Annotated in this window: 24 protein-coding genes and 1 other annotated feature; of the genes, 17 read left to right on the forward strand and 7 right to left on the reverse strand. The window is 57.0% G+C overall.

The window, feature by feature from the left end; translation table 11 throughout:
* Position 1 precedes the first annotated feature (1 nt).
* A complete protein-coding gene (lplA, locus tag KW829_RS14900; protein WP_010427120.1) occupies positions 2–1,018 on the reverse strand; it encodes a lipoate--protein ligase LplA in 1,017 nt (338 codons plus the stop codon).
* 39 nt (positions 1,019–1,057) lie between these two features.
* Positions 1,058–1,702, reverse strand: coding sequence for a YtjB family periplasmic protein (locus KW829_RS14905; protein ID WP_089599233.1), 645 nt, complete (start codon positions 1,700–1,702; stop codon positions 1,058–1,060).
* A gap of 117 nt (positions 1,703–1,819) precedes the next feature.
* Between KW829_RS14905 and serB the strand changes: the two genes are divergently transcribed.
* From serB to nadR, 3 genes are read left to right on the forward strand one after another with little or no spacing between them, the layout of a single operon-like run.
* A complete protein-coding gene (serB, locus tag KW829_RS14910) occupies positions 1,820–2,788 on the forward strand; it encodes a phosphoserine phosphatase (protein ID WP_025757501.1) in 969 nt (322 codons plus the stop codon).
* Between the two features lie 11 nt (positions 2,789–2,799).
* A complete protein-coding gene (gene radA, locus KW829_RS14915) occupies positions 2,800–4,185 on the forward strand; it encodes a DNA repair protein RadA (protein ID WP_014068810.1) in 1,386 nt (461 codons plus the stop codon).
* Between the two features lie 35 nt (positions 4,186–4,220).
* The gene (nadR, locus tag KW829_RS14920) at positions 4,221–5,453 is read left to right on the forward strand and encodes a multifunctional transcriptional regulator/nicotinamide-nucleotide adenylyltransferase/ribosylnicotinamide kinase NadR (RefSeq protein ID WP_010427112.1); all 1,233 of its coding nucleotides are present in this window, start codon (positions 4,221–4,223) and stop codon (positions 5,451–5,453) included.
* 54 nt (positions 5,454–5,507) lie between these two features.
* Here nadR and KW829_RS14925 read toward each other — a convergent pair whose 3' ends face one another.
* Positions 5,508–6,509, reverse strand: a complete 1,002-nt coding sequence (locus tag KW829_RS14925; RefSeq protein WP_218308516.1) for a zinc-binding alcohol dehydrogenase family protein — start codon at positions 6,507–6,509, stop codon at positions 5,508–5,510.
* 108 nt (positions 6,510–6,617) lie between these two features.
* Here KW829_RS14925 and KW829_RS14930 point away from each other — a divergent pair, with 108 nt between their 5' ends.
* Positions 6,618–7,517 carry a LysR family transcriptional regulator gene (locus KW829_RS14930; protein WP_218308517.1) on the forward strand — a complete coding sequence of 300 codons (900 nt, stop codon included), beginning with the start codon at positions 6,618–6,620 and terminating at the stop codon, positions 7,515–7,517.
* 93 nt (positions 7,518–7,610) lie between these two features.
* On the opposite strand, the gene ettA is transcribed toward KW829_RS14930, so the two are convergent.
* Positions 7,611–9,278 (reverse strand): energy-dependent translational throttle protein EttA, encoded by a 1,668-nt coding sequence (gene ettA / locus KW829_RS14935; RefSeq protein WP_101738274.1) that lies wholly within the window; start codon positions 9,276–9,278, stop codon positions 7,611–7,613.
* A 226-nt stretch (positions 9,279–9,504) separates the two neighbouring features.
* On the opposite strand from ettA, the gene sltY reads away from it, so the two are divergent.
* Complete coding sequence (gene sltY / locus KW829_RS14940; protein WP_218308518.1) at positions 9,505–11,442, forward strand: murein transglycosylase; 1,938 nt, start codon at positions 9,505–9,507, stop codon at positions 11,440–11,442.
* Positions 11,443–11,497: 55 nt separating this feature from the next.
* Positions 11,498–11,827 (forward strand): trp operon repressor, encoded by a 330-nt coding sequence (gene trpR / locus KW829_RS14945; protein WP_010427104.1) that lies wholly within the window; start codon positions 11,498–11,500, stop codon positions 11,825–11,827.
* A 27-nt stretch (positions 11,828–11,854) separates the two neighbouring features.
* Here the strand turns inward: trpR and yjjX are convergent, their stop codons facing one another.
* Positions 11,855–12,370, reverse strand: a complete 516-nt coding sequence (yjjX, locus tag KW829_RS14950; RefSeq protein ID WP_218308519.1) for an inosine/xanthosine triphosphatase — start codon at positions 12,368–12,370, stop codon at positions 11,855–11,857.
* Between the two features lie 49 nt (positions 12,371–12,419).
* Between yjjX and gpmB the strand changes: the two genes are divergently transcribed.
* Positions 12,420–13,067 carry a 2,3-diphosphoglycerate-dependent phosphoglycerate mutase GpmB gene (gene gpmB, locus KW829_RS14955; protein WP_008502057.1) on the forward strand — a complete coding sequence of 216 codons (648 nt, stop codon included), beginning with the start codon at positions 12,420–12,422 and terminating at the stop codon, positions 13,065–13,067.
* On the opposite strand, the gene robA is transcribed toward gpmB, so the two are convergent.
* Complete coding sequence (gene robA / locus KW829_RS14960) at positions 13,064–13,933, reverse strand: MDR efflux pump AcrAB transcriptional activator RobA (protein WP_010427100.1); 870 nt, start codon at positions 13,931–13,933, stop codon at positions 13,064–13,066. The two genes, gpmB and robA, sit on opposite strands and share 4 nt — an antisense overlap.
* Positions 13,934–14,144: 211 nt before the next feature.
* On the opposite strand from robA, the gene creA reads away from it, so the two are divergent.
* From creA to creD, 4 genes are read left to right on the forward strand one after another with little or no spacing between them, the layout of a single operon-like run.
* A complete protein-coding gene (creA, locus tag KW829_RS14965) occupies positions 14,145–14,615 on the forward strand; it encodes a protein CreA (protein ID WP_010427098.1) in 471 nt (156 codons plus the stop codon).
* Positions 14,616–14,629: 14 nt separating this feature from the next.
* Entirely contained in the window at positions 14,630–15,319 is a 690-nt protein-coding gene (gene creB / locus KW829_RS14970) for a two-component system response regulator CreB (RefSeq protein ID WP_218308520.1), read from the forward strand.
* On the forward strand, positions 15,319–16,743 hold the full coding sequence (gene creC, locus KW829_RS14975) for a two-component system sensor histidine kinase CreC (protein WP_218308521.1): 1,425 nt from the start codon (positions 15,319–15,321) through the stop codon (positions 16,741–16,743). The genes creB and creC overlap by 1 nt, the downstream gene beginning before the upstream one ends.
* A gap of 59 nt (positions 16,744–16,802) precedes the next feature.
* A complete protein-coding gene (creD, locus tag KW829_RS14980; protein ID WP_218308522.1) occupies positions 16,803–18,152 on the forward strand; it encodes a cell envelope integrity protein CreD in 1,350 nt (449 codons plus the stop codon).
* Between the two features lie 45 nt (positions 18,153–18,197).
* Here the strand turns inward: creD and arcA are convergent, their stop codons facing one another.
* A complete protein-coding gene (gene arcA, locus KW829_RS14985; RefSeq protein ID WP_003856501.1) occupies positions 18,198–18,914 on the reverse strand; it encodes a two-component system response regulator ArcA in 717 nt (238 codons plus the stop codon).
* Between the two features lie 95 nt (positions 18,915–19,009).
* Between arcA and yjjY the strand changes: the two genes are divergently transcribed.
* From yjjY to thrC, 6 genes are all read left to right on the forward strand, one after another.
* Positions 19,010–19,150 carry a protein YjjY gene (gene yjjY, locus KW829_RS14990; protein ID WP_085928893.1) on the forward strand — a complete coding sequence of 47 codons (141 nt, stop codon included), beginning with the start codon at positions 19,010–19,012 and terminating at the stop codon, positions 19,148–19,150.
* A 399-nt stretch (positions 19,151–19,549) separates the two neighbouring features.
* On the forward strand, positions 19,550–20,236 hold the full coding sequence (locus tag KW829_RS14995; protein ID WP_218308523.1) for a tRNA/rRNA methyltransferase: 687 nt from the start codon (positions 19,550–19,552) through the stop codon (positions 20,234–20,236).
* Positions 20,237–20,447: 211 nt separating this feature from the next.
* Positions 20,448–20,516: a thr operon leader peptide gene (gene thrL, locus KW829_RS15000; RefSeq protein WP_015572623.1), complete on the forward strand. Its 69-nt coding sequence runs from the start codon at positions 20,448–20,450 to the stop codon at positions 20,514–20,516.
* Positions 20,455–20,572, forward strand: a sequence feature (Thr leader region). (Overlaps the previous gene by 62 nt.)
* A gap of 24 nt (positions 20,573–20,596) precedes the next feature.
* Positions 20,597–23,059, forward strand: coding sequence for a bifunctional aspartate kinase/homoserine dehydrogenase I (gene thrA / locus KW829_RS15005; protein ID WP_218308524.1), 2,463 nt, complete (start codon positions 20,597–20,599; stop codon positions 23,057–23,059).
* Position 23,060: 1 nt separating this feature from the next.
* Complete coding sequence (gene thrB, locus KW829_RS15010; RefSeq protein ID WP_218308525.1) at positions 23,061–23,990, forward strand: homoserine kinase; 930 nt, start codon at positions 23,061–23,063, stop codon at positions 23,988–23,990.
* A gap of 3 nt (positions 23,991–23,993) precedes the next feature.
* Complete coding sequence (gene thrC, locus KW829_RS15015) at positions 23,994–25,280, forward strand: threonine synthase (RefSeq protein WP_063143305.1); 1,287 nt, start codon at positions 23,994–23,996, stop codon at positions 25,278–25,280.
* Positions 25,281–25,387: the final 107 nt, after the last annotated feature.

Below are 25,387 nucleotides of genomic sequence, written 5' to 3' on the forward strand. Positions count from 1 at the left end.
CTTAGCGTACGGCCTGTGCAATCCACGCCGACAGCTCCCGCAGCTCATTTTCCTGCTCCGGAAAATCCCCAATCAACGCGTCGCATTCCTGCTGCAGCATATCCGCCCGGTACAAACAGCCCTGTAAACGAGCCGCGAGTGCTTCCAGCGGTGCCGGGTTCAGGCTATCGGTAAACACCTGCGTGCGGGTGATATGGCCTTTCTCGACGTCAAAATGCAGCTCCACGCCGCCCCAGGTAAAACGCTCATCCAGCAGATGGGAAAACGCAGGTGCCTGGCCGAAGTTCCACTCCCAGCTGCTCTGGCGTGCGAAGGTTTCAGCAAAGTTGGGCAGGTCCGGGGTTTTATCTGGAGAGATTACCTCCGCTTCCACGCGCTCGCCGTAATGCGCAAAGAACGCCTCGCGGATCGCATCGCAAATCTGCTCGTGCGTAATCCCCGGCAACAGTTCTACCAGATTCGCTACGCGCCCACGCACGGAGGTAATCCCTTTAGCCTGGAGCTTTTTTTTATCAGGATTCAGGTAGTTCGCCAGACGGCTCAGGTCAGCGTTCAGCAACAGGGTGCCGTGGTGGAAGCCGCGATCCATCGTTTCGCGGTAGGCGGAGCCGGAGACCTTCCGGTCGCCCTCTGGGGTTTTCACCACCAGATCGTTACGCCCGGACGCTTCCGCCGTCACGCCGAGTGAATTCAGCGCGTTGAGCACAATCGAGGTAGAGATGGTTTTGTCGTACTCCGGTTTACCCGCCATAAAGGTGAAGCAGGTGTTGCCGAGATCGTGAAACACCGCGCCGCCGCCGCTGCTGCGGCGCGCCAGGCGGACGTTGTCCTCTTCCATACGCCGCGTATTGCACTCTTTCCACGGGTTTTGCGCCCGGCCAATAACTACCGTATCGGCATTGCGCCAGAGAAACAGCACGCGCTGGGTGGCGGGCATCTGGCGGAAGATGCACTCTTCCACCGCGAGATTAAACCAGGGATCGTAAGAGTCAGAGATAAGCAGGCGTAACGTCGTCATGGCAAAGTTCCTTTTCTGAGTCATTCGCCTACTTTATCACTATTCTTTCTTCTCGCTCTCTTCGTCTTCGGGAACCGACTTGCTGGCGGTCAGCAGGAACGGTGACTGCTGCCAGCGGGTACGCTTGCCCTGAAGCAGGGTACGCGCCAGCACAACGCCAATGGCCAGCGAGAGCAGCAGCATCAGACGCAAAATGTTGGTGGTGTTATCGACCTGTTTGGCTTCGGTCGGCAGGGTATGCGTATCGAGCGTCAGGCGCAGGTAGCCCAGCGGGCCATTCTTGCCCTGAATGGGTTCGACGATCTGCTGGTTAAAATAGCCCCCGGCTTTTTTGCCGTCCAGCGCCAGCCTGTCGCGCACATTAACGTGCTCGCCCGCGCGGGCAATCAGGTTTCCTTGCTCATCATAGACGCCGGCATCCAGAATACGACTGTTTTCAGTTAGCTGACGTAAAACCTGGCCTATCCGCTTATCGTCCGGCGTTTCAGTACGCATTGAGGGGGCAACGTTGAGCGTGACCTGACGCGCCAGCGTGCGGGCCAGCTCTTCAAACTGCGGGTTACGTTGCCGTTGATGGTTCTGGCTAAACCACGATGCCCCTTGCATCAGCGCCACCAGAAGTGCGAGACAGATCAGGACAATCACGGCGCGATGAAGCCGGAATTTCAGTTTTGCGCGAGCCATATTCCACCTGCTGAAAATTTACGGCTTAATGTTGCCAGAAGTGATGGTTACAGGGTAGCCTCATGCGTTATTTTCCCTCTGGAACCTTCCGGCGCGAACGAATTTACAGGAGCTTTAATGCCGAACATTACCTGGTGCGACCTGCCAACGGATGTCTCTTTATGGCCAGGATTGCCGCTCTCTTTAAGTGGCGATGAGGTGATGCCTCTGGATTACCACGCCGGTCGTAGCGGCTGGCTGCTGTACGGACGCGGTCTGGACAAGCAACGCCTGACCCAGTACCAAAGCAAACTGGGGGCTGCGATGGTGATTGTCGCCGCCTGGTGTGTGGAAGATTACCAGGTCATCCGCCTTGCGGGTTCCCTGACGCAGCGCGCAACGCGTCTGGCGCATGACGCCGGGCTGGACGTCGCGCCGCTCGGTAAAATTCCGCACCTGAAAACCCCAGGTCTGCTGGTCATGGACATGGACTCTACGGCGATCCAGATCGAATGTATCGACGAGATTGCGAAGCTGGCGGGCAGCGGCGAGCTGGTGGCGGAAGTCACCGAACGTGCGATGCGCGGCGAGCTGGATTTCACCGCCAGCCTGCGCCAGCGCGTGGCGACCCTGAAAGGGGCCGACGCTAACATCCTGCGCCAGGTGCGCGACGTGCTGCCGCTGATGCCCGGATTAACGCAGTTGGTGCTGAAGCTGCAGTCTCTCGGCTGGAAAGTGGCGATCGCCTCTGGTGGCTTCACCTTCTTCGCGGATTATCTGCGGGAAAAACTGCACCTGACCACCGTGGTGGCCAATGAGCTGGAGATCATGGACGGCAAGCTGACCGGCCAGGTGATCGGCGATATCGTGGATGCCCAGTACAAAGCCAATACGCTGACGCGTCTGGCGGAAAAATATGAAATTCCGGTCGTCCAGACCGTCGCCATCGGGGACGGGGCGAACGACCTGCCGATGATCAAAGCGGCCGGGCTTGGCATTGCCTACCATGCCAAGCCAAAAGTGAATGAAAAGACGGAAGTGACTATCCGTCACGCTGACCTGATGGGGGTGTTCTGCATTCTCTCCGGCAGCCTTAATCAGAAATAACGAGGTAAACCGTGGCGAAAGCTCCAAAACGCGCATTTGTTTGTAATGAATGTGGTGCGGATTATCCGCGCTGGCAGGGGCAATGCAGCGCCTGTCATGCCTGGAACACCATCACCGAAGTGCGTGGTGTGGCGGCTTCGCCGAGCGTGGCCCGCAACGAGCGCCTGAGCGGCTATGCCGGTAACGCGGGCGTGGCGAAGGTGCAAAAACTCTCGGACATCAGCCTCGAAGAGCTGCCGCGCTTCTCCACCGGGTTCAAAGAGTTTGACCGCGTGCTCGGCGGCGGCGTGGTGCCGGGCAGCGCCATCCTGATTGGTGGTAATCCGGGCGCGGGTAAATCGACCCTGCTGCTGCAAACGCTCTGCAAGCTCGCCGAACAGATGAAAACCCTGTACGTCACGGGCGAAGAGTCACTTCAGCAGGTAGCGATGCGTGCGCACCGCCTGGGTCTGCCGACCGGCAACCTGAACATGCTCTCCGAAACCAGCATCGAGCAGATTTGCATGATCGCCGAAGAAGAGCAGCCGAAGCTGATGGTGATCGACTCCATCCAGGTGATGCACATGGCGGATATTCAGTCCTCGCCGGGCAGCGTCGCGCAGGTGCGTGAAACCGCGGCGTACCTGACGCGCTTTGCCAAAACGCGCGGCGTGGCGATTGTGATGGTTGGCCACGTGACCAAAGACGGCTCGCTGGCCGGGCCGAAGGTGCTTGAGCACTGTATCGACTGCTCTGTGATGCTCGACGGCGACGCGGATTCCCGCTTCCGTACCCTGCGCAGCCATAAAAACCGCTTTGGGGCGGTGAACGAACTGGGTGTGTTTGCCATGACCGAACAGGGGCTGCGCGAAGTCAGCAACCCGTCGGCCATCTTCCTGAGCCGTGGCGATGAGATCACCTCCGGCAGCTCGGTGATGGTGCTGTGGGAAGGGACGCGTCCTCTGCTTGTCGAAATTCAGGCGCTGGTGGACGTGTCGATGATGGGCAACCCGCGGCGCGTGGCGGTCGGTCTGGAACAAAACCGTCTGGCGATCCTGCTGGCGGTACTGCACCGTCACGGCGGGCTGCAGATGGCGGATCAGGACGTTTTTGTGAACGTGGTCGGCGGCGTCAAAGTTACTGAGACCAGCGCAGACCTGGCGCTGCTGCTGGCAATGGTCTCCAGCCTGCGCGACAGACCGCTGCCGCAGGATCTGGTCGTCTTCGGCGAAGTGGGCCTCGCCGGGGAAATCCGTCCGGTGCCCAGCGGTCAGGAGCGTATCTCCGAGGCGGCAAAACACGGCTTCCGCCGGGCGATCGTTCCCGCCGCTAACGTGCCGAAAAAAATCCCGGAAGGGATGCAGGTATTTGGCGTGAAAAAACTCGCAGATGCGTTAAATGTCTTTGACGACTTATAATTACGTATTCGATTTTGCAGGAGGCACCGTAATTTATGTCATCATTTGACTACATCAAGACCGCAATCCGCCAGAAGGGCTGCACGCTGCAGCAGGTGGCGGACGCCAGCGGCATGACCAAAGGCTACCTGAGCCAGCTGCTGAACGCCAAAATCAAAAGCCCCAGCGCGCAGAAGCTCGAAGCGCTGCACCGCTTTCTGGGGCTGGAATTCCCGCGTATGCAAAAGAACATCGGCGTGGTGTTCGGCAAGTTTTACCCGCTGCATACCGGGCATATCTATCTGATCCAGCGCGCCTGTAGCCAAGTGGACGAGCTGCACATCATCATGGGCTACGATGAAACCCGCGACCGTCAGCTGTTCGAAGACAGCGCCATGTCGCAGCAGCCCACTGTGTCAGACCGGCTGCGCTGGCTGCTACAGACCTTTAAGTATCAGAAAAATATTCGTATTCATGCCTTTAACGAAGAGGGCATGGAGCCGTATCCGCACGGCTGGGACGTGTGGAGCAACGGTGTAAAAACCTTTATGGAAGACAAAGGGATTGCGCCGAACTGGATCTACACCTCTGAAGAGTCCGATGCGCCGCAGTTCCGCGAGCATCTGGGCATCGAGACGGTGCTGATCGATCCGAAACGCACCTTTATGAACATCAGCGGGGCGCAGATCCGCGAAAACCCGTTCCGCTACTGGGATTATATTCCGACCGAAGTTAAGCCGTTCTTTGTGCGTACGGTGGCGATTCTGGGCGGCGAGTCGAGCGGCAAATCAACGCTGGTCAATAAGCTGGCGAACATCTTCAACACCACCAGCGCGTGGGAGTACGGCCGCGATTATGTCTTCTCGCACCTCGGTGGCGACGAGATGGCACTGCAGTATTCCGACTACGACAAAATTGCGCTCGGACATGCCCAGTACATTGATTTTGCCGTGAAATATGCCAATAAAGTGGCGTTTATCGATACCGATTTCGTCACCACGCAGGCGTTCTGTAAAAAGTATGAAGGGCGTGAGCACCCGTTCGTGCAGGCGCTGATTGACGAGTATCGCTTTGACCTGGTGATCCTGCTGGAAAACAATACTCCGTGGGTCGCTGATGGCATGCGCAGCCTCGGCAGCTCCGTGGACCGGCGGGAGTTCCAGTCCATGCTGGTGGAGATGCTCAACGAAAACAACGTTGAGTTTGTGCATGTGGAAGAGTCGGACTACGACTCCCGTTTCCTGCGCTGCGTCGAGCTGGTGAAGGAGATGATGGGGGAGCAGGGGTAAGCGTTAACCTCCCTCTCCCTGTGGGAGAGGGCCGGGGTGAGGGCATCAAACCGCTCAGAACTCAACCACCACTTTCCCACGCATATGTCCCTCCAGCACTTTGCGGTGCGCCTCGGTAATGCTTTCCACGCTCAGCCCGTGCAGCGTTTCACTCAACGAACTTTCCACCACGCCGTTATCCACCAGCTTCGCCACCTCATTGAGGATCTCACCCTGACGCGCCATATCCGCCGTCTGATACATGCTGCGGGTATACATAAATTCCCAGTGCAGGGCGGCGGATTTGGACTTCAGCTTGTCCTGATCCAGCGGACGTTCATTCTCAACGATGGAGCAGATATGCCCTTGTGGCGCAATCAGTTCGCTGACCGCATCCCAGTGCCCGTCGGTGTCGTTGAGGATGAAAATGTAATCCACGAAGGTCAGCCCCTCTTTCGCCAGCTCACCTTTCAGATCGCGGTAGTTCACCACCACGTCTGCACCGCGGTCGCGGCACCACTGGGCAGAATCTTCTCGCGAAGCGGTTGCGATGATTTTCACCTTGCTGTTGTGTTTCGCAAAGGGGATCGCCAGCGATCCCACGCCGCCTGCGCCGCCAATGATCAGCAGCGTTTTGTCCGCCCCTGCATCCTGAATGTTCAGCCGTTCAAACAGGCCTTCCCACGCGGTGAGCGCGGTCAAGGGCAGTGCAGCGGCAGCCGCCCAGCCGAGGCTCGCAGGTTTGTGCCCGACAATACGCGCATCGATCAGCTGATGCGTGGTGTTGCTGCCCGGGCGGGTGATGTCGCCCGCGTACCACACTTGATCTCCCGGTTTGAATCCGGTCACGCCAGCCCCCACGGCTTTGACGATCCCGCTGGCATCCCAGCCGAGCACGCGCGGCTCGTTCAGCCCGTTTTTGGCAATACTCGCGTGGACTTTGGTATCGACCGGGTTAACGGAGACGGCTTTCACCTCCACCAGCAGATCGTGCTCGCCGGGCTGCGGCATCGGCGGGTTGATTTCAATGAAGGTGGAGGGATTTTCTGGGTTAACGGCAATGGCTTTAACAGACATGGTGTGCTCCTCAATGGAATGCGTTTTGTTGAGGCTAGTCTATAAAGTGGACAGCTGCGTGATAAGATGGACAATCAAGAACTCAGCGTTCGTACAGGGTGAACAATCATGTTTAAACAGCTGCAGGATATGGCGCTGTTCGCGCTGGTGGCGGAGATGGGCAGCTTTACGGCTGCCGCTCAGAAAGCGGAACTGCCAAAATCCAGCGTTAGCCAGCGGATTAGTCAGCTGGAACAGCAGGTGGGGATCCGCCTGCTCAACCGCACTACGCGCAGGATCAGCCTCACGTTTGCGGGCGAGCATTATCTGGTGCACTGCCGCGAGATGCTGGCGGCCAGCGAGCGGGCGGAGTACGCCATTCAGCGGCTGCGCGAAAACCCGAGCGGGCGGCTGCGGATCACCTGTCCGGCTGGGATTGGCGCGACGCTGCTGGCGCATATGAATGCCGAGTTCCAGCTTCGCTATCCTGACGTGTCGCTGGACGTGTCGATTTCTGACGACGTTGTGGATCTGGTCGAGTCCGGTTTTGACGTGGCGCTGCGTACCGGCAAGCCGCAGGACTCCTCCCTGATTGGCCGAATGATCGGGCACTGCCCGCGTTATATGCTGGCTTCGCCGGACTATCTGGCGCGTCGGGAGGCGTTAATTCATCCCCGTCAGCTGGTGGATCACCGCTGCATTACGCACCGGGCGTGGTCTGAGTGGCTTCTGCGAAGCGAGAGCGAAGATTACCGCTACCTGCCGGATAACGCGCACATGACCGATAATCTGGTGTACGCCCGCGAATGTGCGATTGCCGGTGCGGGGATCACGCTGTTACCCGCATTTCTGCTGGAGGATAAGATCGATAAGGGTGCGCTGGTGAAGGTGCTGCCGGAGTGGAATGTTGAAGGTAACGATCTGTGGCTGGCGTATCCAAGCCGCAAGCTGAATTCACCTGCGCTGATGAGCTATATCGAGTTTGCGATGCAGTTTGATGAGGTGAAGCGGTATTACGTGGGCAAATAAAAAAAGCCGGGTGGCGGCTTCGCCTTACCCGGCCTACAAACTGCACAGAATCGTAGGCCGGGTAAGCGCTAGCGCCACCCGGCAGTCGGGCACTTACTTAGCAATACGCTTGTACTTAATACGCTTCGGCTCCAGCGCATCGGCGCCCAGCGTGCGTTTCTTGTACTCTTCGTATTCGGTGAAGTTACCTTCGAAGAACTCGACTTTACCTTCATCCTGGTAGTCCAGAATGTGGGTCGCGATACGGTCCAGGAACCAGCGGTCGTGCGAGATAACCATCGCGCAGCCAGGGAACTCCAGCAGGGCGTTTTCCAGCGCGCGCAGGGTTTCGATGTCCAGGTCGTTGGTTGGTTCATCGAGCAGCAGCACGTTACCGCCCACCTGCAGCAGCTTCGCCAGGTGCAGACGACCGCGCTCACCGCCGGACAGCTCGCCCACGCGTTTGCCCTGGTCGGTGCCTTTGAAGTTAAAGCGGCCAACGTAGGCGCGGCTTGGCATCTCGGTGTTGCCGATACGCATGATATCCAGACCGCCGGAGACTTCTTCCCACACGGTTTTGCTGTTGTCCATTGCGTCACGGAACTGATCAACGGAGGCCAGCTTCACGGTTTCACCCAGAGTGATAGAGCCGCTGTCTGGCTGTTCCTGACCGGACATCATGCGGAACAGGGTTGATTTACCCGCGCCGTTCGGACCGATGATCCCGACGATAGCGCCTTTCGGTACGGAGAAGCTCAGGTCGTCAATCAGCAGGCGGTCGCCGTAAGACTTACGCAGATTGCTGACTTCAACCACTTTATCCCCCAGACGTGCTCCAGGTGGAATAAACAGTTCGTTGGTTTCGTTACGTTTCTGGTATTCGGTGTTGTTCAGCTCTTCGAAGCGTGCCAGACGTGCTTTGCCCTTAGACTGACGGCCTTTCGCGCCCTGACGCACCCACTCCAGCTCTTTCTCGATAGACTTACGACGCGCCGCTTCCTGAGAAGCTTCCTGCGCCAGACGCTGATCTTTCTGCTCAAGCCAGGAGGAGTAGTTGCCTTCCCACGGAATACCTTCACCGCGGTCCAGCTCCAGGATCCAGCCCGCGACGTTGTCGAGGAAGTAACGGTCGTGGGTAATCGCCACAACGGTGCCTTCGAAGTCGTGCAGGAAGCGTTCCAGCCAGGCGACAGATTCTGCATCCAGGTGGTTCGTTGGTTCGTCGAGCAGCAGCATGTCTGGTTTTTCCAGCAGCAGGCGGCACAGCGCGACGCGGCGACGTTCACCACCGGAGAGCTTCTCAACTTTTGCATCCCAGTCCGGCAGACGCAGGGCATCAGCCGCGCGCTCCAGCTGCACGTTCAGGTTGTGACCGTCGTGTGCCTGGATAATCTCTTCATACTTGCCCTGCTGAGCGGCCAGCTTGTCGAAGTCCGCATCCGGCTCGGCGTATTTGGCATACACTTCATCCAGACCTTTCAGCGCGTTAACTACTTCGGACACCGCTTCTTCAACGGATTCGCGAACGGTGTGTTCCGGGTTCAACTGAGGTTCCTGCGGCAGGTAACCAATCTTGATGCCAGGCTGCGGACGGGCTTCACCTTCGATGTCTGTATCGATGCCCGCCATGATGCGCAGCAGGGTGGACTTACCGGCACCGTTGAGACCCAGAACACCGATTTTTGCACCCGGGAAGAAGCTCAGCGAGATATTTTTAAGAATATGACGTTTCGGCGGGACAACTTTGCCGACACGATGCATGGTATAAACGAATTGAGCCACGTTGGACTTCGCCTCTTTTATCGTAATGAGAAGGAATTTCAGCCTCGAAGTGTAGCCTTTTTCATGCCCTAATCCCAGTCAGGAACGCCGGGAGTGTTAAAACGCGCAGGAAAGGTAAAAAAGTGTCCATAACGTGGCGCGTTGCAGGATGCCTGGTTAGCATAAGTGAATGCAACATTGACGTGGCAAGACGCTGCAACTAACGAAAAACAATGAGGAAGAGCTTGTGGAAAAAGCCAAACGGGTGGTCTGGCGTCTGCTGGCTGCCAGCGTATGCGTAATGGCGGTAAGCCAGGCGGTGCATGCCGATTCACTGGATGAACAACGTAACCGCTACGCCCAGATTAAACAGGCGTGGGACAACAAGCAGATGGATACCGTGCAGGCCCTGATGCCAACGCTAAAGGATTATCCGCTGTATCCGTATCTGGAGTACCGCCAGATAACCGACGATCTCATGAACCAACCCACCGTCACCGTGAACAACTTCATTCAGGCGAACCCGACCCTGCCGCCTGCCCGTAATCTCCAGTCTCGTTTTGTGAATGAGCTGGCGCGTCGTGAAGACTGGCGCGGGCTGCTGGCGTTTAGCCCGGAAAAACCGGGCACGACGGAAGCGCAGTGTAATTACTACTACGCCAAATGGGCGACAGGACAGCAGGAAGAGGCCTGGGTCGGTGCCAAAGATCTCTGGCTGACGGGCAAAAGCCAGCCTAACGCCTGTGATTCACTCTTCGGCGCATGGCGCGCATCGGGCAAACAGGATCCGCTGGCTTATCTTGAACGCATTCGCCTGGCGATGAAGGCCGGGAACACGCGTCTGGTCACTGCGCTGGCGGGGCAGATGCCGTCCGACTATCAAACCATTTCGTCTGCCGTCATTGGGCTGGCAAACGATCCGAACAGCGTGCTGACCTTTGCCCGCAGTACGGGCGCGACAGATTTCACGCGACAAATGGCGGCGGTCGCCTTTACCAGCGTGGCGCGTGACGATGTGGAAAACGCGCGGCTGATGATCCCGCAGTTGGTGCAGGCGCAGCAGCTTAATGAAGAACAAACGCAGGAATTGCGCGACATCGTGGCGTGGCGACTGATGGGCACCGATGTGACCGACGAACAGGCGCGCTGGCGTGACGACGCGATCATGCGTTCAAACTCCACCTCGCTTGTCGAGCGCCGCGTGCGAATGGCGCTGGGCACGGGCGATCGTCGTGGGCTGAATACCTGGCTTGCGCGTCTGCCGATGGATGCCAAAGAGAAAGATGAATGGCGCTACTGGCAGGCCGACCTGCTGCTGGAGCGTGGCCGTGACGATGATGCCAAAGCTATCCTCCACACTCTGATGCAACAGCGCGGATTCTACCCGATGGCGGCGGCGCAGCGGCTGGGCGAGGAGTACACGCTTAAGATCGACAAAGCGCCCGCCAACGCGAACCCGGCGCTGACGCAGGGGCCGGAGATGGCGCGCGTGCGCGAGCTGATGTACTGGAATATGGACAATACCGCGCGCAGCGAGTGGGCTAATCTGGTCACCAGCCGCACCACCGACGAGAAAGCCCAGCTTGCCCGCTACGCGTTCGATAATCGCTGGTGGGATCTGAGCGTGCAGGCCACGATCGCCGGCAAGCTGTGGGATCATCTCGAAGAGCGTTTCCCGCTGGCGTACAAGGATCTGTTCGATCGCTACACCAGCGGTAAAGACATTCCGAAAAGCTACGCGATGGCGATTGCCCGTCAGGAGAGTGCCTGGAACCCGAAAGTGCGCTCCCCGGTGGGCGCCAGCGGCCTGATGCAGATCATGCCCGGCACCGCGACGCACACGGTGAAGATGTTCAACATCCCCGGTTACAGCAGCCCGTCGCAGCTGTTGGATCCGGATACCAACATCAACATCGGTACCAGCTATTTGCAGTACGTCTACCAGCAGTTTGGCAATAACCGCATCTTCTCTTCGGCGGCGTATAACGCGGGGCCGGGACGCGTGCGCACCTGGCTTGGCAACAGCGCCGGACGCATCGACGCGGTGGCATTTGTCGAGAGCATCCCGTTCTCGGAAACGCGCGGCTACGTGAAGAACGTGCTGGCCTATGACGCCTACTATCGCTACTTCATGGGGCAGAAAGATACCCTGATGAGCGATGCCGAGTGGCAGAGGCGTTACTGATCGGCGCGGGTTGTGTTATGCTGTACTCGCTAATGAGTACAAGAGGCAGCATAACATGACCCAGCATTCCCCGTATTCCTCGGCAATGGCCGAACAACGTCATCAGGAGTGGCTTCGTTTTGTGGAGCTGCTTCGCCAGTCTTACGAGCAGGATTTGCACTTACCTCTCATGCAGCTGATGCTCACGCCGGACGAGCGTGAGGCGCTGGGCACGCGCGTGCGGATCATTGAGGAGCTGCTGCGCGGTGAGATGAGCCAGCGCGAGCTGAAAAATGAGCTCGGCGCGGGCATTGCAACGATCACCCGTGGCTCGAACAGCCTGAAGTCTGCGCCGGTTGAGCTGCGCCAGTGGCTGGAAGCGGTATTGCTGAAAAACGCCGGATGACGGCTACACCTTATCCGGCCTGGAAACTTACCGATAAATCGCGTTATGGAACGGGCTTAACGCCAGAATCACCGCCTGGTGGTAAACGCCAGAACGCGTCAGCGCGCCTGCGGTAAAGACGCCAATCGCTCCTTCTTTACGGCCAATCTCATCGATGCCGGTGTAATGCGACATCACCGGCCCGAGCGCTTCACCCGCACGGACTTTTTCCAGAATGACTTCCGGCAGCGGCAGGGTGGCCGAGCGCGCTTCACCGCGCTGCTCGCGGCTTTCGATGACCACCCAGCTAAAGGTTGCGCCTTCGTCGATACCTGCTTCAATCGCCACCCAAAAGTCAGCATCCGGTGCTGCGGCCTTGGCGTTTGCCACGCGATTTCGTGCGCCAGCGCGCGTTTCCTCGCTGCCAAACGGCTGTTCAGGAACGCCACTCTCGACGCCGATGGCCTCAATATGGCAGGATCCTGCGCCGAAGATCTCGTCAAATGCCCTTAGAATTGCCTGAATTTTGGCAGGATTAGTGGTAGCAGAGACAACATGGTGCATAATTAAGCTCGATTCAAAAAAACTCATCGCAGTATAACGGAAAAAAAGCATGTTACAGGTATACCTTGTTCGCCACGGTGAAACGCAGTGGAACGCCGAGCGACGTATTCAAGGCCAGTCGGACAGTCCTCTCACCGAAAAGGGTGTGCAGCAAGCGTGGCAGGTGGCGGAACGCGCCAGAACGCTGGGCATTACTCACGTGATTACCAGCGATTTAGGTCGCACACAGCAGACGGCGCGCATCATCGCAGATGCCTGCGGCTGTGATGTCATGCTGGAGCCGCGCCTGCGCGAGCTGGATATGGGCGTGCTGGAAAAACGCCATATCGATACGCTGACGGAAACGGAAGAGGGCTGGCGTCGCACGCTGGTGAACGGTACCGAAGATGGCCGTATTCCGGAAGGGGAATCCATGCAGGAGCTGAGCGTGCGTATGCATGCCGCACTGGCGGAATGCCTGAAGCTCCCGGCGGGAAGCCGTCCGCTGCTGGTGAGTCACGGGATTGCGTTGGGCTGCCTGGTGAGCACCATTCTGGGGTTACCGGCTTACGCTGAGCGCCGTTTGCGTCTGCGCAACTGCTCCATTTCCCGAATTGATTATCAGGAAAGCGCATGGCTGGCATCGGGCTGGGTAGTGGAGATGGCAGGGGACATTTCGCATCTCGATGCCCCTGCGCTTGACGAACTGCAGCGTTAACGGCGGATAGGAATCAAGAATTCCATACGCAGATTGATTGGGCCTTCTTCCGGTTTGGCATCCTGCGCCGGGTAGTAGCGCTCAATGTCCTGACCTTTACGGCGATTAAGATTCAGCATTGGCATGCAGGTCCCGTAAACGGTCAGGATGAACTCCTGAACCCCCGTTCCCAGCCCTTCATACGAGAACATCACGTACTCGCCGCCTTCCAGCACGACCGGTTTCGAACCCTGAATATAACCATTCGCCATCTCTGGCGTCAGCGCGGTGGTGTAGAACACCTCCTGCTCGTCGTCTTTTTCCTGGCTTGGGCGCGTTTCGTTCAGACCGTACAGAATTGGCGGGATTGCCGGTGCATGGCTCAGGAAGTCGCGCCAGAACTGGACGCGCATCTGATGACGGAACTCAGAAATCTGCTCCAGAGAACAGGAGTAGCTCTGGGTTGTGCCGATCAGATGGGTTTCCGGCAGCGCGACAATTTCATATTTCGGCATCGCGAACTCGCCCAGACGCAGCGGCGGACGCATGCCAAACGAGCTCCAGTCAGGCGAACGACGATAAAGCGCTGGCGTCAACGAGAACTGTTTTTTAAAGGCGCGGGTGAACGTTTGCTGCGAATCAAAACGATACTGCAGGGCAATATCCAGAATCGGCCGCGCGGTCAGGCGCAATGCCACAGCAGATTTAGATAAACGACGTGCGCGAATATAGGCACCGATAGCATGACCGGTGACATCCTTGAACATCCTTTGCAGATGCCACTTGGAATAGCCTGCTTTAGCCGCCACATTATCCAGTGACAAAGGCTGGTCGAGATGACCTTCCAGCCAGGTGAGCAGGTCGCGAATAATTCCAGCCTGATCCATATACTATCCTCATCCTTAAAACAGCAGGTGCCTGATAACAGGTTAGCGGATAATAGCATTTTTTGATGTTTTAGCATTCAGTGTTTTTTTTGCGCATTAATGCCTTTTACGGCTCGTTTTGGGCGAATATATTCTAATCCTGTGATCTTGCTACATTTTTGTCTAAAGTGTTGAATAATCGCCCAGTGCAATTTTAAAGAATGGTAACAATATGAAATACAAGACTTTGATCTTCACCGCGTTGCTGCTGATGGTCGGCCGCGCCGCGCAGGCGGAACAGATTGGTTCCGTCGATACCGTGTTCAAAATGTTTGGCCCGGACCACAAAATCGTGGTGGAGGCGTTTGACGATCCGGATGTGAAAAACGTCACCTGCTACGTGAGCCGCGCGAAAACGGGCGGTATCAAAGGCGGGCTGGGGCTGGCGGAAGATACTTCCGATGCGGCGATCTCCTGCCAGCAGGTGGGGCCGGTTGAGCTGAGCGATAAAATTAAAAACGGCAAAGCGCAGGGCGACGTGGTTTTCCAGAAACGGACCTCGCTGGTGTTTAAAAAGCTGCAGGTAGTGCGCTTCTATGATGCCAAACGCAACACCCTGGCATACCTGGCCTATTCCGACAAAGTGGTGGAAGGCTCGCCGAAAAACGCGATCAGCGCGGTGCCGATTATGCCGTGGCATTAATTCAGGGATGAACCATGCAACAACCTGTGGTCTGGCTGGTTGAAGACGAAACCAGTATCGCCGATACGCTGATCTACATGCTTCAGCAGGAAGGATTTGCGGTAAAGGCGTTTGAGCGCGGTTTACCGGTGCTGGAGGCGGCGCGGCAGCAGGCTCCGGCGCTCGCCATTCTGGACGTCGGGCTGCCGGACATCAGCGGCTTTGAGCTATGCCGCCAGCTGCTGGCCCAGCATCCGTCACTGCCGGTGCTGTTTCTGACGGCCCGCAGCGATGAAGTGGATAAACTCCTCGGTCTGGAAATGGGCGCTGACGACTACGTTGCCAAGCCTTTCTCCCCACGGGAAGTGTGCGCCCGGGTAAGGACAATTTTACGGCGGATGCAAAAATCCGCCGCGCCAGCAAAGACGGTGCGTGTCGGGCAGTTTGAACTGAATGAGCCAGCCGCGCGGATTAGCTGGTGCGGTGAAGCACTGCCCCTGACACGCTATGAATTCTTGCTGCTCAAAACCTTGTTACAGGCCCCCGGACGGGTCTTTTCTCGTCAGCAGCTCATGGACAAGGTATGGGGTGAAGACGGCGACAGTTTCGACCGCACCGTGGACACCCACATTAAAACCCTGCGCGCCAAGCTGCGGGCGGTAAACGAGGAACTTTCACCCATCAGCACCCATCGCGGTATGGGCTACAGTCTGGGCCTTTACTGATGCGCATTGGGATGCGGTTATTGCTGGGGTACTTCCTGATCGTGGCCATCGCCGCGTGGTTTGTGCTGTCGATCTTTGTTCAGGAAGTAAAGCCCGGCGTGCGCAGGGCAACCGAGGGCACGTTAATCGATACTGCGACCTTACTCGCTGAAGTCGGGCGTGAGGATCTCCTTTCGGGCAATGCGCAGCAGGGCAAACTGGCACAGGCCTTTTCTCAGCTTCATCAGCGCCCTTTCCGCGCCAATATCGGCGGCATTCATAAAGTGCGTAACGAGTATCACGTCTACATGACCGATTCGCAGGGCAGAGTGGTGTTTGATTCCGCCCGTCTGGCCGTGGGGAAAGATTACTCGCGCTGGAACGATGTCTGGCTGACGCTTCGCGGTGAATACGGCGCGCGCAGTACCCAGAGCCATCCCGACGATCCGGAGAGCACGGTGATGTATGTTGCCGCGCCAGTTGTGGAGCAGGGCAAGATTATCGGCGTGCTGTCGGTCGGGAAACCTAACAGCGCGATGGCGCCGGTTATCCATCGCAGCGAGCGAAGGATCCTGTGGGCAGGCGGAGCGCTGCTCGGCATTGCCCTGCTGATCGGTCTTCTCGTTGCCTGGTGGATCAATCGTTCTATCAGTACGTTATCGCGCTACGCCGATTCAGTGACCACGGATACACCTCTCCCGCTGCCTAATCCAGGCAGCAGCGAACTGCACAAGCTGGCCCAGGCGCTGGAGAATATGCGCATTCGCCTGGAAGGGAAAAACTACATTGAACACTATGTCCATGCGCTGACCCACGAGCTGAAAAGCCCCCTCGCCGCGATACGCGGCGCGGCGGAAATTCTCGCCGAGCAGCCGCCGCCGCAGGTGGCCGCGCGGTTTATCGATAATATTCTGGTGCAAAACGCGCGCATGCAGTCGCTGGTCGAAAAGCTGCTTACCCAGGCGCGGCTTGAAAATCGGGTCGAGATCGTGCCGGTCAGCGTCGACGTCGACACGCTATTTACCCGCCTGGCCGACGCGCGTTCGGCGGTTCTGACAGCGAAAAATATCACGCTGACGATCCAAAGCACCTCTCTGTTTGTTGCGGGCGATCCCGAACTGCTCGAACAGGCTCTGGGTAATTTGCTGGATAACGCCATCGACTTCACGCCGCTCAGCGGGGTTATTGCACTGGCCGCGTATGAAGCGCCAACGCAGGTCCTGCTCACGGTGACCGATAGCGGAAGCGGTATCCCGGATTATGCGCTGGAGCGTATTTTTGAGCGCTTTTATTCCCTGCCGCGTGAGAACGGGTTGAAGAGCAGTGGACTCGGGCTGGCGTTTGTCCAGGAGGTGGCGCGTCTGCATCAGGGAGCGATTACATTGCGTAATCGCGATGAAGGTGGCGTGATGGCCACGCTGGCACTTCACCGTCCCTTCACATAGCTTCAAACTGACCCCACACAGCCTGGTTACGCTCTCCTCATCACAAAGGAGACGTAACGATGAAATCCCCCCTGTTCTGGAAAGTAAGCACCCTGTTGGGGTGCATCCTGCTGCTGTTAGTCCCACTGTTTATGGTCAGTAACCTCATTTCAGAGCGTGAAAGCTATCGTAACGATGTCGAAAATACGCTTCGGCAGAGCACCAGCGGACCGCAAAAACTGGTCGGCCCGCTGATTGCCATTCCGGTGACGGAGATTTTTTATAAGCTGGAGGACGAGAAGAAGGTCGAATACAAGAAAAGCTATATGCATTTTATTCTGCCGGACTCTCTGGTTGTGGAAGGGAACCAGCGCGTGGAGTCCCGAAATATTGGCATCTACGATGGGCAAATCTGGAACACTGACCTGAAGATAAAAGCGCAGTTTAATACCGAAGAGCTGAAGCAGTTGAAAGGAGAAACGATCGCGACAGGGCAGCCGTTTATCGTGACGGGCGTTGGCGATGCGCGGGGTATTGGCACGGTCAGTATCTCTAAAATCAATGGTGAGACGCTAAGCGTGGAACCCGGTTCAGGAGTCTACGGGGCGCTTGCAGGGATCCACATCCCGCTGACCGACAACGCGCTGGAAGCCAAAACGTTTGCACTTGAGATGTCACTCAATCTGACGGGAACTGGCAGTTTTGCAGTGGTACCGGTAGGGCGTAACAGCGAAATGACGCTTAACAGCAACTGGCCGCATCCGGGCTTTATGGGCAACTATCTGCCGGTTAAGCACAAAATTGGCGAGTCTGGTTTCCAGGCGAACTGGAAGAGCAGCTGGTTTGCGAACAACCTTGAGAGCTGGTTCAGCGGGAGCGAATCGCCATCGTGGGAGTCGATCCCCGCCTTTAGCGTCACGGTAGCCACGCCCGCCGATCAGTATCAGCTGACTGACCGGGCGATCAAGTACGCCATTTTGCTGATTGCGCTGACGTTTATGGCCTTCTTTGTCTTCGAAACCTTAACCGGGCTGCGCCTGCACCCAATGCAGTACCTGCTGGTGGGGTTGTCGCTGGTGCTGTTCTATCTGGTGTTGCTGGCGCTATCTGAACACGTTGGGTTTACGCCAGCCTGGGTTGTTGCAAGTCTGGTGGGCGCAGCGATGAACGGAATGTACCTGCAGGCCGTGCTGAAAAGCTGGAAGCGCAGCGGGCTATTTGTGCTGGCCTTGCTGGGGCTGGACGTGGTGATGTGGTTCCTGCTGCGCTCGGAGGACAGCGCGCTGCTGTTGGGGTCAGCGGTTCTCGCGCTGGCGCTGTTCGCCGTCATGTACCTGACCCGTCATTTCGACTGGTACTCGCTCTCTCAGCCGAAGCAACCTGAGCCACCCGCAGCACCGGATGACGATATGATGCGGATCTGGAAATAAAAAAAACGGCGCAAATGCGCCGTTTTTAATGCGTTAACTGCGGGATTACTCCTGCAGATCGCCGCAGAAACGGTACCCTTCGCCGTGGATCGTGGCGATGATTTCCGGCGTATCTGGCGTAGATTCGAAATGCTTACGAATACGACGGATGGTCACGTCTACGGTACGGTCATGCGGCTTCAGCTCGCGACCGGTCATTTTCTTCAGCAGTTCTGCACGGGACTGAATTTTGCCCGGGTTTTCGCAGAAGTGCAGCATCGCGCGGAATTCACTGCGCGGCAGTTTATACTGCTCACCGTTCGGGCTGATCAGTGAACGGCTATTGATATCAAGTTCCCAGCCGTTGAATTTGTAGCTGTCTACGCTACGACGCTCTTCGCTGACCGTTCCCAGGTTCATGGTGCGGGACAGCAGGTTGCGTGCACGAATGGTTAACTCGCGTGGATTAAACGGTTTGGTGATGTAGTCATCCGCACCGATTTCCAGGCCAAGAATTTTATCAACTTCGTTGTCACGGCCTGTCAGGAACATTAACGCGACGTTCGCCTGTTCACGCAGTTCGCGTGCCAGAAGAAGGCCGTTTTTGCCTGGCAGGTTAATGTCCATAATGACCAGGTTGATATCATTTTCAGAAAGGATTTGATGCATCTCTGCGCCATCGGTCGCTTCAAAGACATCGTAGCCTTCTGCTTCGAAAATGCTCTTTAACGTGTTGCGTGTTACCAACTCGTCTTCAACGATAAGAATGTGCGGGGTCTGCATGTTTGCTACCTAAATTGCCAACTAAATCGAAACAGGAAGTACAAAAGTCCCTGACCTGCCTGATGCATGTCGCAAATTAACATGATCGGCTTAATGTGACTAAAGTACGTAATTGCGTTCTTGATGCACTTTCCATCAACGTCAACAACATCATTAGCTTGGTCTTGGGTACTTTCCCTTTGGACCCGACAGTGTCAAAAACGGCTGTCATCCTAACCATTTTAACAGCAACATAACAGGCTAAGTGACACCGGACACCCAATAAAACTACGCTTCGTTGACATATATCAAGTTCAATTGTAGCACGTTAACAGTTTGATGAAATCATCGTATCCGAATGCTAGCCTTTGTCACAAATTTTCAATAAACCAACTAGTTGCGGACATTGATTGATAAACACTACGAATCCAATTAAGAATAGGCATTCACACAGTCATTATCATTATAAAACATAGGGATAATATCTGTCTGTTAACATTCTAACTGATTGTTCAGCCACAAAATAGTTTAGCGTTTTTAATTTGTTATGAAACGCTATTTCGGTGATTTGTGTTGCAATTTTGTAAATTCGTGCTGCGTAATATGTTGAGGCGCATCACATTTTTACCCGCTAACTGCTTAAAAAGAGAGCATAAATGCATCTGTCGATTGTGCTGGTGGCCCCAGCAAGACCCGAAAACATAGGCGCTGCGGCGCGTGCCATGAAGACCATGGGTTTTACCGATTTACGTATTGTGGACAGCGCCGCGCACCTGGAGCCTGCGGCACGTTGGGTCGCGCACGGCTCGGGAGATATTCTCGATAATATAACCACTTACGCTACGCTTGCTGATGCGCTGCACGACATCACCTTTACCGTTGCGACTACGGCGCGCAGCCGGGCGAAGTTTCATTACTACGCCACGCCCGCTGAGCTGGTGCCGATGCTGAAAGAGAAAAGCCAGTGGCTGGAGAAAGCCGCGCTGGTGTTTGGGCGTGAAGATTCCGGGCTGACCAATGAAGAGCTGGAACTGGCGGATGTGCTGACAGGCGCGCCGATGGTTGCAGATTATCCTTCACTCAATTTAGGCCAGGCGGTGATGGTCTATTGCTATCAATTAGCATCCTTAATACAAATTCCGCAGCCGCCTGTTACAGGCACCGATGAAAACCAGCTGTCTGCACTTCGCGCGCGCGTGGAAAACCTGCTCATGCAGTTGGGTGTGGCTGACGATCAAAAAATGGTCGACTGGCTACAGCAGCGTTTGGGCCGTCTTGAGCAACGCGACACGGCAATGCTGCACCGTTTGCTGCACGATATTGAAAAAAAATTGGCCGAGTAAAGTGCTGTCATACATTTTTATTATGGTGTAATCATCTGATGCTAAGGGTTGCTTTTGGGGTATTCGGATGAAAATAAATCCGACGGCAGCGGGACGTGAGAGTCCTCCGAATTGTGATCAAATTAAAAATTCGTTGACTTAAGGTGCCCGATCCTTTAACCCTAAAAGAATACAGCACAGACAGATAATAATGACAGAGTACACAACATCCATGAAACGCATCAGCATCACCACCATTACCACAACCATCATCATTACCACGGGTAACGATGCGGGCTGACGCGTACAGGAAAAACAAAAAAAAGCCCGCACCTAGACAGTGCGGGCTTTTTTTTCGGCTAAAGGAAACGAGGTAGAACCATGCGAGTGTTGAAGTTCGGCGGTACATCAGTGGCAAATGCAGAACGTTTTCTGCGTGTTGCCGATATCCTGGAAAGCAACGCCAGGCAGGGGCAGGTTGCTACCGTGCTCTCTGCCCCGGCAAAAATCACGAACCATCTGGTGGCGATGATTGAAAAAACCATCGGTGGCCAGGATGCACTCCCGAACATCAGCGACGCCGAGCGTATCTTCGCCGACCTTCTGCAAGGGCTTGCAGAGGCGCTGCCCGGCTTCCCGCACGCTCAGCTGAAGTCCTTCGTTGAGCAGGAATTTGCGCAAATCAAACACGTCCTGCACGGCATCAGCCTCCTCGGCCAGTGCCCGGACAGCATCAACGCGGCGCTGATCTGCCGGGGCGAAAAACTCTCAATCGCCATCATGGCGGGCGTGCTGGAAGCGCGCGGCCATAACGTGACCGTGATCGACCCGGTTGAAAAACTGCTGGCGGTGGGCCACTACCTCGAATCCACCGTTGATATTGCCGAATCAACCCGCCGTATCGCCGCGAGCAAAATCCCGTCTGACCACATGATCCTGATGGCAGGTTTCACCGCCGGTAACGAGAAGGGCGAGCTGGTGGTGCTGGGCCGTAACGGCTCCGACTACTCCGCCGCCGTGCTGGCCGCCTGTTTACGCGCAGACTGTTGTGAGATCTGGACTGATGTTGACGGCGTCTATACCTGCGACCCTCGCCAGGTTCCGGACGCCAGGCTGCTCAAGTCGATGTCGTACCAGGAAGCGATGGAGCTTTCCTACTTCGGCGCTAAAGTGCTTCACCCGCGTACCATCTCCCCGATTGCCCAGTTCCAGATCCCGTGCCTGATTAAAAACACCGGTAACCCACAGGCGCCGGGTACGCTGATTGGCGCCAGTACCGATGAAGACGGTCTGCCGGTGAAAGGCATCTCCAACCTCAACAACATGGCGATGTTCAGCGTCTCCGGCCCGGGGATGAAAGGGATGGTCGGCATGGCGGCGCGCGTCTTTGCAGCCATGTCCCGCAACGGTATCTCCGTGGTGCTGATCACCCAGTCCTCTTCCGAATACAGCATCAGCTTCTGCGTGCCGCAGGCGGATTGCCTGCGCGCCCGTCGCGCGCTGGAGGAAGAGTTCTATCTGGAGCTGAAAGAGGAACTGCTGGAGCCACTCTCCATTCAGGAGCGTCTGGCGATTATCTCAGTCGTCGGTGACGGCATGCGCACGCTGCGCGGCATCTCCGCTAAATTCTTTGCCGCGCTGGCGCGTGCCAATATCAACATCGTGGCGATTGCGCAGGGTTCGTCTGAGCGTTCGATTTCCGTTGTCGTGGACAACGATGACGCCACCACCGGCGTGCGCGTCGTTCACCAGATGCTGTTCAACACCGACCAGGTGATCGAGCTGTTCCTGATTGGCGTGGGCGGCGTAGGCGGCGCGCTGCTGGAGCAGGTGAAGCGTCAGCAGGAGTGGCTGAAGAAGAAACATATCGATTTGCGCGTCTGCGGGATTGCCAACTCCAGAGCGTTGCTGACCAACGTTCACGGTCTGAACCTGGAAAACTGGCAGGCCGAGATGAACGAGGCGAAAGAGCCGTTCAACCTGGGCCGCCTGATCCGTCTGGTGAAAGAGTATCACCTGCTTAACCCGGTGATTGTTGACTGTACCTCCAACCAGGCGGTGGCCGATCAGTACGCCGACTTCCTGCGCGAAGGTTTCCACGTGGTGACGCCAAACAAAAAGGCCAACACCTCGTCGATGGATTACTATCACCAGCTGCGTCTGGCGGCGAGCAAGTCGCGCCGCAAGTTCCTGTACGACACCAACGTGGGCGCGGGGCTGCCGGTTATCGAAAACCTGCAAAACCTGCTCAACGCGGGCGATGAACTGCAGCGTTTCTCCGGCATTCTCTCCGGCTCGCTGTCCTTTATCTTCGGCAAGCTGGATGAGGGGATGAGCCTGTCGGAAGCCACTCGCGCAGCGCGCGAGCTGGGCTATACCGAGCCGGATCCGCGTGACGACCTTTCCGGGATGGACGTGGCGCGCAAGCTGCTGATCCTCGTGCGTGAAACGGGCCGCGAGCTTGAGCTTTCGGATATCGTGATTGAGCCGGTGCTGCCAGCAGAGTTTGATGACGGCGGTGACGTCAGCGCCTTTATGGCGAATTTGCCGCAGCTTGACGATGCTTTTGCCGCCCGTGTGGCGAAAGCCCGTGATGAAGGTAAGGTATTGCGCTATGTTGGCAACATTGAAGAAGATGGCGTGTGCCGGGTGAAGATTGCCGAAGTGGATGGCAACGATCCGCTGTACAAAGTCAAAAACGGCGAGAATGCGTTGGCGTTCTACAGCCACTATTATCAGCCATTGCCGCTGGTGCTTCGCGGCTATGGCGCAGGGAACGATGTTACGGCGGCGGGTGTGTTTGCCGATCTGCTGCGTACCCTGTCATGGAAGTTAGGAGTTTAACATGGTCAAAGTTTATGCCCCGGCTTCCAGCGCCAATATGAGCGTCGGATTTGACGTGCTGGGCGCGGCGGTCACTCCGGTGGATGGTTCGCTGCTGGGCGATACGGTCACGGTTGAAGCGGCAGACAGCTTCAGCCTGAATAACGTGGGCCGTTTCGCCAGCAAGCTGCCGTCTGACCCGCGCGAGAATATTGTCTATCAGTGCTGGGAGCGCTTCTGTCAGGAGATCGGCAAAAACGTGCCGGTCGCCATGACGCTGGAAAAAAGTATGCCGATTGGCTCGGGCCTGGGCTCCAGCGCGTGTTCCGTGGTCGCCGCGCTGGTGGCGATGAACGAGCACTGCGGCAAGCCGCTGAACAACAGCCGTCTGCTGGGGCTGATGGGCGAGCTGGAAGGGCGCATCTCCGGCAGCATTCATTATGACAACGTGGCGCCGTGCTTCCTCGGCGGCATGCAGCTGATGATCGAAGAAAATGGCATCATCAGCCAGCAGGTGCCAGGGTTTGATGAGTGGCTGTGGGTGCTGGCCTATCCGGGCATTAAGGTCTCTACCGCGGAAGCGCGTGCGATCCTGCCTGCACAGTATCGTCGTCAGGACTGTATCGCCCACGGGCGTCACCTGGCGGGCTTTATCCACGCCTGCTACACCCGTCAGCCGCAGCTGGCGGCGAAGCTGATGAAAGACGTCATTGCCGAGCCGTACCGTACGAAGCTGCTGCCCGGCTTTAACGAGGCGCGACAGGCCTCGATGGATATCGGCGCGCAGGCGTGCGGCATCTCCGGCTCCGGCCCGACGCTGTTCGCCCTGTGCGACAAGCCAGACACTGCGCAGCGCGTGGCGGACTGGCTCTCTAAACACTACCTGCAAAATCAGGAAGGCTTTGTTCATATTTGCCGTCTGGACACGGCTGGCGCACGAGTACTGGGATAATTAATGAAACTCTACAACCTTAAAGATCATAACGAGCAGGTCAGCTTCGCGCAGGCGGTAACGCAGGGGCTGGGCAAAAATCAGGGGCTGTTTTTTCCCCATGACCTGCCGGAATTTCAACTGACCGACATCGACGAACTGCTGAAGCAGGACTTTGTCACCCGCAGCACGAAAATTCTGTCGGCGTTTATCGGCGACGAAATCCCGCAGGAGCTGCTGGAAGAGCGCGTGCGTGCGGCGTTTGCTTTCCCGGCACCGGTGAAGCAGGTTGAGCCTGACGTTGGCTGCCTGGAGCTGTTCCACGGCCCGACGCTGGCGTTCAAAGACTTCGGTGGCCGCTTCATGGCGCAGATGCTGACCCACATCAGCGGCGACAAACCGGTGACCATCCTGACCGCGACATCCGGCGATACCGGTGCGGCGGTGGCTCACGCGTTCTACGGACTGAAAAACGTCCGCGTAGTGATCCTCTACCCGAAAGGCAAAATCAGCCCGCTGCAGGAAAAACTGTTCTGTACGCTCGGCGGCAACATTGAAACCGTGGCGATTGACGGCGATTTCGATGCCTGCCAGGCGCTGGTCAAGCAGGCCTTCGACGATGAAGAGCTGAAGGTGGCCCTGGGTCTGAACTCCGCCAACTCCATCAACATCAGCCGTCTGCTGGCCCAGATCTGCTACTACTTCGAAGCGGTGGCGCAGCTGCCGCAGGAAGCGCGCAACCAGCTGGTGATCTCCGTGCCGAGCGGTAACTTCGGTGACCTGACGGCGGGCCTGCTGGCGAAATCTCTGGGTCTGCCGGTGAAACGCTTTATCGCCGCCACCAACGCCAACGACACCGTGCCGCGCTTCCTGAAAGACGGGAAGTGGGCGCCGAACGCCACGCAGGCGACACTCTCTAACGCAATGGATGTATCGCAGCCAAACAACTGGCCGCGCGTGGAAGAGCTGTTCCGCCGTAAGATCTGGCGTCTGGGTGACCTGGGCTACGCCGCGGTGACGGATGAAACCACCAAAGCGACCATGCGCGAGCTGAAAGCTGTGGGGTACACCTCTGAACCGCACGCGGCGATTGCTTACCGCGCGCTGCGCGATCAGCTCAATCCGGGTGAATATGGCCTGTTCCTGGGCACCGCGCATCCGGCGAAGTTCAAAGAGAGCGTGGAAGCGATCCTGGGCGAAACGCTGTCGCTGCCGAAAGAGCTGGCCGAGCGTGCCGACCTGCCGCTGCTGTCTCATGAATTGCCGGCAGATTTTGCCGCGCTGCGTAAGCTGATGATGGCTCGAGCGTGATTTTTGTCGGGTGACGGCTACGCCTTACCCGATCTACAACGGCTCAGAACGTAGGCCGGGTAAGGCGAAGCCGCCACCCGGCTTTTTTATGGAGAAATTAAGGAGAA

The sequence above is a fragment of the Enterobacter sp. ENT02 genome (assembly GCF_019219165.1).
GTDB lineage: Bacteria > Pseudomonadota > Gammaproteobacteria > Enterobacterales > Enterobacteriaceae > Enterobacter > Enterobacter mori.